Origin of the sequence: Streptomyces sp. NPDC059256 (genome assembly GCF_042753785.1) — a bacterium.
Classification (GTDB): domain Bacteria; phylum Actinomycetota; class Actinomycetes; order Streptomycetales; family Streptomycetaceae; genus Streptomyces.
Genome location: NZ_JBHYZO010000042.1, coordinates 1 through 13573 on the forward strand (window position 1 = coordinate 1; position 13573 = coordinate 13573).

The 13573-nt window shown below is 69.7% G+C and carries 2 protein-coding genes; both read left to right on the forward strand.

Annotated features, from left to right (window positions below; translation table 11 throughout):
* Nucleotides 1-98: 98 nt before the first annotated feature.
* Nucleotides 99-13352: an SDR family NAD(P)-dependent oxidoreductase gene (locus tag ACFXJL_RS34520; RefSeq protein WP_384699402.1), complete on the forward strand. Its 13254-nt coding sequence runs from the start codon at nucleotides 99-101 to the stop codon at nucleotides 13350-13352.
* Between the two features lie 26 nt (nucleotides 13353-13378).
* A partial coding sequence (locus ACFXJL_RS34525; protein ID WP_384699399.1) for a polyketide synthase docking domain-containing protein occupies nucleotides 13379-13573 on the forward strand: 195 nt, incomplete at its 3' end.

The following is a 13573-nucleotide window of genomic DNA, read 5'->3' on the forward strand; positions in this document are numbered from 1 at the left end:
ACACCACCCTCCCCACCTACCCCTTCCAACACCACCACTACTGGCTCAACCCCACCACCCCAACACCAACCCACCCCCACCAAACCAACCACCCGCTGATCGGGAGCACGACGGAGTTGCCGGAAGGGAACGGACACGTCTTCACGGGGCGCGTCTCGGCCCTCACCCATCCCTGGCTCGCCCACCACGCGGTGCTCGGCACGGTGCTCATGCCGGGAACCGGGTTCCTCGACATGGCCCTGCACGTGGCCGCGCACCTCGGGCGCCGGCACATAGAAGAACTGACGGTGGAGAACCCGCTGACGTTCTCCGGCACCGCGGCCGTGCAACTGCATGTCACCGTCACCCCTGAGGGTCAGGGCGACGACTACTCCGTCACCGTTCACTCGCGCCCGGACGGCGAGCCGGACCATCCATGGACGCGGCACGCGAGCGGCACGATCGTCGCGGATGCTCCAGAACCTATGCGTTCTCAGGCGGAGTTCGCCGAAGTGTGGCCACCACCCGCTGCGACGCCGGTGCCCGTCGAGGACCTGTACGACCGGCTCGCCGGTCTCGGCTATCTCTACGGCCCGATCTTCCAGGGGCTCCAGGCAGCGTGGCGCGAGAGCGACGTGCTCTACGCCGAGGTCCGGCTGCCCGACGACGTGGACCCCGACGGATTCGCGATTCACCCCGCACTCCTCGACGCCGCCCAGCACGCCATCGCGCTCTGCACCGGCCTCGACCGGCCCGACAACCCGGTCCGGTTGCCGTTCTCCTGGTCGGGGAGCACGCTCGATGCCACCGGCGCGAGCGTACTGCGTGTCCGGGTGACGCCTCAGGACGAGTCGACGGTGGCGCTCGACACGGCTGACGAGGCAGGTCGGCCGGTTGTCACCGTCCCGGCACTGAAGCTCCGCGAAGTGCCGGTCGACCGGCTGGACGGATCCCGCCACCTGCACAACGCTCTCTGGCGCGTGGACTGGGCGGCGTCGGCGGCCGAAGCACCTCCCGTTCTCCCGGACGGCTGGGCAGTGCTGGGAGACGGATCCCACTCCTTGGGCACCCCTTGGACCGACCTGCCGCGGCATCAGGAGCTGAGTGACCTGGTGCACGCGATCGACGCCGGTGCGTCCGTACCGGACGTGGTGCTGCTCCCCTGCGACGGTGGAACGCCGGAAGACGGCAACCCTGCCACCCGCGCCCATGAGATCACCCGACACCTGCTCCAACTGATTCAGGACTGGCTGCTGGAAGACCGGCTCGCCACGTCGAGGCTGGTGGTGGTGACGCACAGCGCGGTCCCGGTGGACGTCGACGAACCGGTGCGCGATCTGGCAAGCGCGGCCGTGTGGGGGCTGCTGCGCGCCGCGTGGTGGGAGGAGCCGGGCCGGTTCGCTCTCGTCGATCTCGACAGGACGGATGCGTCGGCACGCGCTCTGGCCTCCGCGGCCGACTCCGGCGAACCGCAGGTGCTGGTGCGCAACGGCACGGCTCATCTGCCGCGACTGGTAGCCGCCACCTCTGCGCCGACAGGCGCGGCGGTCGCCTTCGACCCGGACGGTACCGTCCTTATCACCGGTGGTACGGGGACGATCGGCCGCCATGTGGCCCGACAGTTGGTTGCCCGGCACGGCGTGCGACGGTTGCTGCTCGTCAGCCGCTCGGGCCCGGACTCTCCTGGTTCGGCCGAGCTCTCGGACGAACTGCGTGCAATCGGCGCGGAGGTGACGGTTGTTTCGTGCGACACCGCCGACCGGGGTGCACTGGCCGCACTGCTCGCTGGTATCCCGGACGAGCATCCACTCACGGCGGTCGTCCACACCGCGGGCGTGCTGGCCGACGGCGTGCTCACCTCGCTCACGGGCGAGCAGGCAGACGCCGTCCTGCGGCCCAAGGCCGACGCGGCGTGGAACCTGCACGTGCTGACCAAGGACCTCAAGCTCGACGCGTTCATCCTGTTCTCATCGGCAGCTGGCACGATCGGCAACCCTGGCCAGTCGGTGTACGCGGCGGCCAACAGCTTCGTGGACGCGCTGGCCGGCTACCGGCGGTCCCTGGGGCTGCCCGCCGCGTGCTTCGCGTGGGGCCTATGGGCAGAGACCAGCTCAATGACCGCTGATCTGGACAACATCGGGAAGGCCCGACTCACCCGGAACAGCTCGGCGCTCAGCACTGAGCAGGGTCTCGCGCTCTTCGACGCCGGGCTGTCGCTCCAGGGGAACGTGCCACTGGTGATGGCCGCGCTGCGCCCGGCGACGATCCGCGCGGACGACGAGGACATCCCTCCGATCCTGCGCACGATCGGGCGGGCAGTGGTCCGACGCGCGAGCGGTCCGGCCCGGCGCACGGCTGCGGAGGACCTGGGGGCCCGGTTGAGTGCGGTCGACGAGACCGAGCAGCTCGAACTGCTGGTGGATCTGGTGCGTACCAACGTGGCGGCGGTACTTGGCCATATCGGGCAGGGCGCGATCGAGACCGACCGCAGTTTCCGGGACCTGGGTTTCGACTCCCTCACCGCTGTCGAGCTCCGCAATCGGTTGAAGGGCGCCACCGGTCTGCGGCTCCCCGCCACCCTGATCTTCGACCATCCGACAACGCGAGCTCTGGCCAGCGAGCTGCGCGGAGCGCTGCTCGGTGCCCGGGCGGAGACCGTGCACCCGACTTCCGTGGTCGCCAGCCGGGACAGCGATCCGGTGGTGATCGTCTCGATGGCATGCAGGTTCCCGGGCGGCGTTACGACACCGGATGCCCTGTGGGAGCTGGTGACCAGCGACGCCGACGCGATCGGCGACTTCCCCACGGGCCGTGGCTGGAACATCGACGAACTGCACCACCCGGACCCCGACCACCCTGGAACGTCGTACGTCGACAAGGGCGGGTTCCTCCACGACGCGGATCTGTTCGACGCGGACTTCTTCGGGATCAGCCCACGCGAGGCTCTCGCGACCGACCCTCAGCAACGGCTGCTGCTGGAAACCGCCTGGGAGTTGCTGGAGAACGCCGCCATCGATCCGACGTCGCTGCGCGGCAGCGGTACCGGGGTGTTCATCGGCACGGCCGCACAGGAGTACGGGATCAACGCACAGCTCGACGGAACCGGAACGGAGGGTTATCTGATCACCGGTTCCACGACGAGTGTCGCGTCGGGTCGCATCGCCTATGCCCTCGGCCTTGAGGGGCCGGCCATCACCGTCGACACCGCTTGCTCGTCCTCGCTGGTGTCGCTGCACCTCGCGGCACAGGCGCTCCGCAACGGCGACTGCGACCTCGCCCTGGCCGGCGGTGTCGCGGTCATGGCCACCCCGACCTTGTTCGTCGAGTTCAGTCGTCAGCGCGGGCTGGCCCCTGACGGACGGTGCAAGCCGTTCGCGGGCGCGGCCGACGGAACTGCCTGGGGTGAAGGCGTCGGTCTGCTCCTGGTGGAGCGGCTGTCGGACGCACGGCGCAACGGCCACCCGATCCTCGCCACCATCCGCGGCAGCGCCATCAACTCCGACGGCACCAGCAACGGACTCACTGCACCCAATGGCCCCTCCCAACAACGAGTCATCCAACAAGCCCTCACCAACGCCGGCCTCACACCCCACGACATCGACGCCGTCGAAGCACACGGCACCGGCACCACACTCGGCGACCCCATCGAAGCCCAAGCCCTCATCGCCACCTACGGACAAAACCGCCCCACCAACCACCCCCTGTGGATCGGCTCCGTCAAATCCAACATCGGACACACCCAAGCCGCCGCCGGGGTCGCCGGAGTCATCAAGACGGTGCAGGCCATGCGACACGGACGACTCCCCCGAATCCTGCACGTCGACGAACCGACCCCGCACGTCGACTGGGAGGACAGCGGAGTCGCGATACTCACCGAAACAGTCCCATGGCCCGAGACCGACCACCGGCGACGCGCCGCCGTCTCAGCGTTCGGCATCAGCGGCACCAACGCCCACGTCGTCCTCGAATGGGATGCGACGACCGCCAACGTCCCGACCCAGGACCACCGCACCGCACCCACACCCGCACCCACGGGTGTCCCCGTGCCCTGGGTGCTGTCCGGTCGGACCGAGGCTTCCCTCGCCGCGCAGGCACGCAGGCTCACCGAGCACCTGCGCAACGAGGAGGACCTCCGCCCCGCCGACATCGGTATCTCACTGGCCACCAGAACAGTGCACGAGCACCGTGCGGTCGTGACGGGTCAGACACGCGATGAGTTCCTCTCCGGACTCGACGTCCTGGCGAACGGAGGTGTCGCCCCCAACGTGGCCGTTGGCCGCAACGGAGGTGGGAAGAGCGCCTTCCTGTTCTCCGGGCAGGGCAGCCAGAGCCCAGGCATGGGCCGGGAGCTCCACAGCCGATTCGAGGTGTTCGCCGCAGAGTTGGACCGGATCAGCGCCCGGATGGACTCGCGGCTGGACGTCCCACTGCAATCGGTCATGTTCGCCGAGGAAGGCACACCGAACTCCGCCCTCCTCGCCGAGACCAGATACGCCCAGCCCGCGATCTTCGCCGTCTCCGTCGCGCTGTTCCGGCTGGTCGAGTCCTGGGGCGGACATCCCGACGTTGTGCTCGGGCACTCGATCGGTGAGATCGCCGCCGCGCACGTCGCCGGTGTCCTAGACCTCGCGGACTCCTGCGAACTGGTTCTGGAGCGCGCGCGCTTGATGCAGGCGGTGCAGGCGCATGGCGCGATGGTCGCGGTCCGTGCGAGCGAGGACGAAGTGGCCGATTCCCTGCGCGGTTCGGCGAACGCCGTGGCGATCGCGGCGGTCAACGCCGCGGACTCGACCGTGGTCTCCGGCGACGAGGAGGCCGTGAACCGCGTCGCCGAACTGTGGGCGAAGCGCGGTCGGAAGACGACGCGGCTGCGGGTAAGCCACGGGTTCCACTCTCCGCACATGGACGTCGTACTCGACGAGTTGCGCCAGGTCGCCGAACGTCTCACCTACCGCCCGCCCAGCCTACAACTCGTCTCCGGCGTCACTGGCAGTCTGGCCAGTGCGGCCGAGTTGGGCGATCCGGGCTACTGGGCGCGTCAGGTCAGGCATCCCGTACGGTTCCACGACGCGGTCGGCGCGCTCGGTGAACTGGGGGTCACCACCTTCCTGGAGATCGGCCCGGACGCGGCGCTCACCGCCCTGCCCTCGGGCGAGGGCGCGGGCCACCGGATCGCGGTACAGCGCAGGGACAAACCGCAGGCGCAGACCCTCGTGGCAGCGGTCGCAGAGGCCGGCCTGCAGGGCATGCACGTGGACTGGTCCTCATTTTTCGCGCGACTGAACGCGCGGCCGGTGATCCTTCCCAACTACCCCTTCGAGGGGCGGCGGTTCTGGCTGCCGGCGTTCGCACCAGACGTCTCCTCCCTCGGGTTGGACAGCGGCGCACACGATCTACTGAAGGCTGCAACCTCCATCGCAGAGACCGGTGGTCTGCTGCTCAGCGGCCGGATCTCCATGCGCACCCACCCGTGGCTCGGTGAGCACACCGTCAACGGCACCGCCCTGGTGCCCGGCACGGTCTTCCTCGACATGGCCGTCCACGCGACAACGGTCAGCGGATGCGGCCGAATAGAGGAACTGACGGTCGAGGCACCACTGACTCTGGCGGAGAGCGGACCGGTCGATCTCCAGGTGGCCGTGTCCGCTCCGGACATCAACGGCTTCAGGTCCCTCACCATAAGCTCGCGCCCCGCCACCGTCCCGGTCGACGGCGAGCGTCCATGGACCAGGCACGCTTCCGGAACGCTCGGCGAGCACTCGGCCGAGCCCTTCGACGACTTCTCCCCGGTCTGGCCGCCGCAGGACGCGGAACCGATGGACATCGACGGGATCTACGATGCCCTCTCCGACATCGGCGTCGGATACGGCCCGGCGTTTCGGGGGCTACGAGCTGCCTGGCGCGTCGGCTCGACGGTCTACACCGAAGCGCACGTCCACGAGGAGGACACATCGGGCGGGCTGCACCCGGCGATGCTCGACGCTTCTCTGCACGCTTTGGCAGGTGACCACCCGTCGCTGGTGTCAGGCGAGAAGATCCTGTTGCCGTTCTCCTGGCGCGGCGTCGTACCGCATACCTGGCGAGCCACCTCGGTGAGGAGCCGGTTGACCCGGACCGGGCCGGACACGCTCGCCGTCGCCATCACCGACGCGGACGGCGTCCAGGTCGCCTCGGTCGAGTCGCTGATGGTGCGGCCGGTCTCGGTGAGCGGGATCAGCGTCCGGCGCCAGGAGGCGTACCGGCTCGACTGGGTCACCGTTCCCGACCGTCCAACATCCACTCCGGCCTCCCTGACGGTGCTCGGGGAGCGCACCTGGCTCCTGCGGCCCGGGGCGAAGATGTCGCCCGTCGACACGGACATCCCGATCGGGCTCCACCGGGACCTCAACGAGCTGCTCTCGGCGGCCGGTCCGCTGCCGGGAGCTGTGGTGCTGCCCGTCGACGCCTCACTGGGTGACGACCCTAACGGGGTGCGCACGGCCGTCACCGGAGTGCTGCTCGCCGCGCAGGAGTGGCTGGCCGATGAGAGGACAGCGGATTCCCGGCTCGTGGTAGTCACCCGGGGCGCGGTCCCCGCAGGCCCCGAGGACACCCCGGTGCACTTGCCAGGGGCGGCCGTGTGGGGCCTGATCCGCAGTGCCCAGAACGAGCATCCGGAACGGTTCGCACTCATCGACCTCGACGACGACGCGGTGTCGGCTGGGGCCCTGGCCGCCGCGATCGGATGTGAAGAACCCCAGGTCGCGTTGTGTGCAGGCCGCCTTCTCGTACCTCGTGCCGCTGTGACGCCGATGTCCCCCGCCGGGACGTCACCGCTCGACCCGAACGGCACCGTACTGGTCACCGGGGGTACCGGCGCTCTGGGGACGGTCATCGCCCGCCACTTGGTGGTCCGGCACGGTGTCCGTCACCTGACGCTGCTGAGCAGACGCGGAGCCGACGCTCCAGGAGCGGACGCCCTGCGGGCGCAGCTGTCGGAGTGTGGCGCCGACGTCACCATCGCGGCGTGTGATATCGCCGATCGCACGAGTCTCGCCGCGGTCGTCGCCGGCATCCCTCCCGAACACCCGCTCACCGCCGTGGTGCACACGGCGGGGATTCTGGACGACGCCGCCCTGACCAATCTGACGGCGGACAGACTCGACACCGTCCTGCGACCGAAGAGCGATGCCGCCTGGTATCTGCACGAACTCACCCAGCACGCCGACCTGGCGGCGTTCGTGCTGTTCTCCTCCGCCGCCGGGACGCTCGGCACTCCCGGCCAGGCCAACTATGCCGCCGCCAACGCCGTCCTCGACGCGCTCGCCCACCACCGTCGCGCGGCCGGGCTCCCGGCCATCAGCCTGGCCTGGGGGCCCTGGCTGTCCGCGAACGGGATGGCGGCCGACGAGCGGCGTCTCCGGCAAGCGTCCCTGGTCCCACTGGCGGAGGAGGTCCATCTGGACCTGTTCGACGCCTCCCTCGCTGCGGACCGTCCCGTACTGCTGCCGCTTCGTTTCGATCGCGCCGCGCTGCGCTCGGCGGACTCGACGACGCTCCCACCGATGCTGAAGGGTTTCGTCGCCCCATCACGTCCGCCGGTCGGGCGCGCCTCGCTGTCGCAGCAACTCGACGGGCTCGCCGAGGCGCAGCGGCACCGACTGCTGCTGGGCTTCGTACGTAGGCACGTGGCGTTCGTCCTCGGCCACGACGACGCGGAACGCGTCCCCGTGGACCGCGGATTCACCGAGTTGGGATTCGACTCACTGACCGCGGTGGACCTCCGCAACCGGCTGTCCACCGAGACCGGTCAGCGACTTCCGGCGACCCTGGTCTTCGACTACCCGAACCCACAGACGCTCGCCGAACACCTCGGCGACAGACTTCTGGGCACCGGTGGGGAGGCCCTCGTTCGTACGGCCGTACAGGTGGTGAAGCAGGACGATCCCATCGCGATCGTCGCGATGGCCTGCCGGTTCCCCGGTGGCGTGCGGTCCCCGGAGGAGTTATGGCAACTCGTCGCAGACGAGGTGGACGCGATCGGTCCCTTCCCTGACGACCGGGGCTGGAACGTCGCCGACCTGTACGACCCGGAACCGGAGCGGACCGGGAAGTCGTACACCCGCGAGGGCGGCTTCCTCTACGACGCAGCCCGGTTCGACCCGCACTTCTTCGGGATGAGTCCGCGCGACGCAACGGCCACCGACCCCCAGCAGCGGCTGCTGCTGGAGACGGGTTGGGAGGCTTTCGAACGCGCGGGCATCGACCCCGGATCGCTGCGCGGCAGTCGCACCGGGGTGTTCACGGGCGTCATGTACGGCGACTACGGGGGCCGACTGCTGAGCGCGACCCCTGGCGAGTACGAGGGTTTCGTGGGCACGGGCAGTGCAGGCAGTGTCGCCTCGGGCCGCCTCGCCTACACCTTCGGCCTCGAAGGCCCGGCGATCACCGTGGACACCGCTTGCTCTTCGTCCCTGGTCAGCCTGCACCTGGCAGTTAGGGCGCTGCGCGACGGCGAGTGCGATCTGGCGTTGGCGGGCGGCGTCACGGTGATGGCGACGCCGGCGCCATTCGTGGAGTTCAGCAGGCAGCGCGGGCTGGCCCCGGACGGACGGTGCAAATCGTTCGCCGCAGGGGCAGACGGGGTCGCCTGGGCGGAAGGCGCGGGTCTGCTGCTGGTCGAGCGACTCTCCGACGCGCGCCGCAACGGCCATCCGGTGCTGGCGGTGGTGCGTGGCTCCGCCGTCAACCAGGACGGTGCCAGCAACGGGCTGACCGCGCCGAATGGCCCTTCCCAGCAACGGGTGATCCGGCAGGCACTGGCCGACGCGGGGCTGCAGGGGTCCGACGTGGACATGGTCGAGGCACATGGCACCGGCACTCCGCTGGGTGACCCGATCGAGGCACAGGCGCTCATCGCCACCTATGGACAGGACCGCCCCGCGGACCACCCCCTGTGGATCGGCTCGGTCAAATCCAACATCGGACACACCCAGGCCGCCGCCGGAGTCGCCGGGGTCATCAAGACCGTCCAGGCACTTCGCAACGGCCGTCTTCCCCGTAGCCTCCACATCGACGTTCCGTCCTCGCGGATGGACTGGACGGCGGGGAACGTCGCCCTCCTCACCGAGGCGGTGGACTGGCCGGATCACGACGGGCCGAGGCGCGCGGCGGTGTCGGCTTTCGGCATCAGCGGCACCAACGCCCACGTGATCGTCGAAGCCCCAGACACCGGGGATCAGTACGAGCCGGATCAGCCGGATGGGGAGCAGGCCGGGCCGATCGTGGCGTGGGTTATGTCGGCCAGGACCGACACAGCGCTCGTCGCGCAGTCTGATCAGCTCCAGGGCTTCCTGCGCGAACAACCCCGATACCGGCCCGCCGAGGTGGCCCGCGCACTCGGAGCACGGTCAGTCTTCGAGTACAGCGCGGCGGTGGTCGGACGTACCAGGGAGGAACTGCTGTCGGGGCTGGACACGCTGTCGGCCGGGCGAACCGCTCCCCACGTACTACGCGGAGTCACCGGTCAGGACGGCGCCACCGCCTTCATGTTCTCCGGTCAGGGGTCGCAGCGGCCGGGTATGGGCAGCGGCCTCTACGCGGAGTACCCCGGATTCCGGCGTGCGCTGGACGAGGTGTGGGCTCACTTCGACGGACTGCTCGACCGACCGCTGCGCGACTTGATGTTCGCGCCCGCCGGTTCGCCTGAGGAAGACCTGCTCCATGAGACCCGCTACACCCAGCCCGCACTGTTCGCACTGGAAGTCGCGCTGTACAGGCTGCTGCAGGGCTGGGGCGTCGTCCCCGACTACCTGATGGGGCACTCGGTCGGCGAGTTCGCCGCAGCCCACGTCGCGGGGGTTCTGTCTCTCTCGGACGCGTGCAGGCTCGTCGCCGCACGGGGCCGGTTGATGCAGGAGCTGCCGGTCAGCGGCGCGATGGTGGCGATCGGCGCAAGCGTCGAAGAGGTGCGCGCATCCCTGACCGGCCGAGAGGACGCCATTGGCGTCGCCGCGGTGAACGGGCCGGCCGGAACGGTTGTTTCCGGTGACGAAGTCGCCGTGATGGCTGTCGTCGACGAGTGGGAAAAGCGTGGTCGCCGGACCAAGCGGCTACTGGTCAGCCACGCCTTCCACTCGCCCCTGATGCAGCCGATGGTGGCCGGTTTCAGGGAGGTCGCCGAGAGTCTGCGGTTCACGGAGCCTTCGATACCGATCGTCTCGACCGTCACTGGCGAAGTCCTTTCGGCCGGCACGATGACGTCGGCGCGATACTGGGTGGACCAGGTGCTCCAGCCGGTCCTGTTCGCCGCGGCCGTCCAGACCCTGTACCAGGCGGGCGTCCGCTCCTATCTTGAACTCGGCTCGGACGCGCTGGCGTCGCTGGCGCCGGACTGCCTGCCCGACCAGGATGCCCGGCCCTTGGTCGGCGCCGTCCTCCGTCGGGGGACGAGCGAGCCGGACTCCCTGGTCACCGCGCTGATCCGGGCCAGGATCGCAGGCACCCCGGTGGATCTGGCGGCGATGCTTCCGGACGCCCGCAGTGTGGATCTGCCCACGTATCCGTTCCAGCGGGAGCGGTACTGGCTCAGCCGACCGGCCGGCGACGCACCGACGGACTTCGGGCTGCACGGGACGACGCACCCGTTCATCAGCGCGGAGACCGAACTCCCCGACGGTGGGTTACTTTTCACCGGCCGGATCTCGACGGATGCCCAGCCCTGGCTCACCGACCACGCCGTTCACGCCACACCGATCGTCCCCGCCAGTGCTCTGGTCGAGATGGTCCGATACGCGGGCGAGCGCTCCGGCTGCGGTCGGATCGAGGAGTTGACGGTATCCGCTCCGCTCGTCCTGCCCGAGGCCGGGGCAGTTCACGTCCAGGTCGTCGCCGGCCCGTGCAACGAGTCCGGGCACCGGAGTGTCATCGTCAGGTCCCGTCCCGCACGAGGCACCAGTGCCCATGACAGCGAATGGGATCGACACGCGGACGGGGAACTGGGCCCCGGCGAAAAGATCGTGGCGACCAACGCGACGACCGGCTCCACAGTCGCACCGTGGCCGCCGTCCGACGCGACCGAGGAGGACATCGAGCAGATCTACGCGCAACTGGCCAACCTCGGGCTGGGCTACGGGCCCGCGTTCCGGGGACTGCGGAGGGTCTGGCGGCACGGCACGGAGATCTTCGCCGAGGTCCATGTGCCCGAGGCGACAACGCAGGGCTTCCACATCCACCCGGCGCTGCTGGATTCCGCCCTTCACACCCTTGCCTGCGCTTACCCGGATCTGGACAGCGCCGATGGAGTTCCGGTGCCGTTCTCCTGGTCAGGCGTCAGCGGACCCGGCTGCGCATCGGACGACGTCCTGCGCGTCCGGCTCAGTGCAGGTGGAGATGGGTTCGCGCTGCGTCTCACGACCGAAAGCGGTGCCGCGGTCGCGGCGATCGAGTCCCTCTCGGTACGGCACATGACCCCCGATCAACTCGGTTCCGGCCAGCACAGGCGGCAACGGTCGAGGTTCACGATTTCATGGACCGGGATCACGACCACGACCCGCCCGGAGGGCGGGCCCCGCGCACGGTTCGACTGGCTCGACGAACCTGCGCCCGGCATGCTGCTCGCCCTCGCCGGCGTCGCGGCTCCGCACACGTCGAACGGTGACACGCCCGTGCCGGAACTGCTCCTTCTGGACTGCACGACGCACCAAGGCGGCGTGAGTGACCAGGTCGAGCGGACAGGCCGGTTGACGCACCGCGTCCTCAAGGCCGTACAGACGTTCCTCGCTGACGACCGGTTCGCAACAGCCCGGCTGGTCGTACTGACCCGGTCGGCGGTCGCCGCCGTGAGTGGCGACACGGCCGAGGACCTCGCGGGTGCAGCCGTCGGCGGGCTGATCCGTTCGGCGCAGACCGAGAGCCCGGGCCGGATAGTACTGGTCGACCTCGACGACTCCGAGGAGTCCGTCCAGGCCCTCCCCGCCGCGTTGCACGCCGACGAACCACAACTCGCACTGCGCGCAGGACGGGTCTACGCGCCCCGCCTCATACCCGTCCCCGCCGACAGGGACGGAGACATCGTCGCGCCGTTCCCCCCGGAGGGAACCGTGCTAGTCACCGGCGGCACCGGAACACTCGGCGCGCTGGTTGCCCGGCACCTCGTGCGGCGGCACGGAGTCCGGCGCCTGCTCCTCACCAGCCGGCAGGGCTCCGCCGCGACTGGCGCGGCGGAACTGGCCGAGGAGTTGAGCGGGCTCGGGGCCCAGGTCGTCATCGCGGCCTGCGACGTCGCCGACCGCACGAGTCTCGCCGCCGTCGTTGCCGGCGTTTCGCCCGAGCACCCGCTCACCGCTGTCATCCATGCTGCGGGGGTTCTGGACGACGCCACTGTCCCCAGCCTCACTCCGGAACGGATCGACGCCGTTCTGCGGCCGAAGGCCGAGGCCGCCTGGTATCTGCACGAACTCACCGCGGGCCTGGACCTCACGCACTTCGTGCTGTTCTCGTCCGCCGCCGGGGTTCTCGGTGCCGCGGGCCAGGCGAACTACGCTGCGGCCAACGCGTTCCTCGACGCGTTGGCAGGGCAACGACGAGCCCAGGGCCGTCCCGCTGTCTCCCTCGCCTGGGGGTTGTGGGCCGCCGGAGGAGCCATGGGCGAGAACCTCGGGGCAACCGACCGGGCCCGCCTCGGTCGCGGCGGTATCCTGCCGCTCGACGTCGAGGACGGTCTCGCGCTGTTCGATTCCGCACTCGTGGGCGACCGCGCCACGCTGACGCTCACCAGGATCGATCTGCCTTCGTTGCGCGCACAGGCTGAGCGCGGCACGCCACCATCGCTCCTGCGGGACCTCGTCGGCGGCGCGGTACGCCCACCCGCGGGATCGGGCGGACAGCCCGCGCTGCCGCAACGACTGGCCGACCGCCCCCAATCCGAACAGCTCGGACTGCTGCTGGAGTTCATCCGGGAGGAGATCTCCGTGACGCTGGGCCATACCGATGCCGGGGCGGTCGAACCGGACCGGGGTTTCCTCGAACTTGGCCTCGACTCCCTGACCGCGATCGAACTGCGCAACCGGCTGAGCGATGCCGCCGTCCGGCGACTGCCGGCCACGATCCTGTTCGACTACCCCACCCCTCGCCGCCTCGCCGCGCATTTGCGTGAGTTGCTCGAACCGGCCGAGGAGCCGGACGCCTCGATTCGGAGGGCACTCGCCTCCGTCCCTCCCGAGCGGCTGCGCGCGGCAGGTTTGCTGGAGGCGGTACTCGCCCTGGTCGACAACCCAGGAGCCTCCGCGGCGGCTGCCGAATCCGACAGCAAGCACCAGGACGACGAAGCGAACCTCCTCGCCGCCGACGTCGAGGACCTCGTCCGCATCGCCCTCAGTGACACCGACTTGTGACCGCCCCGAACCGACGGAGCCGACGAATGACCATGCCGGACGAGAAGGTCGTCGAAGCGCTGCGTACGTCGCTGCTGGAGAACAAGCGCCTGCGACGGCAGCTGCAACAACGTTCGGACTCAGCCTCCGAGCCGATCGCGATTGTGGGGATGGCCTGCCGTTATCCCGGTGGTGCGGTCTCGCCGGACGCGTTGTGGCGGCTGGTGGCCGAGGGCGGGGAC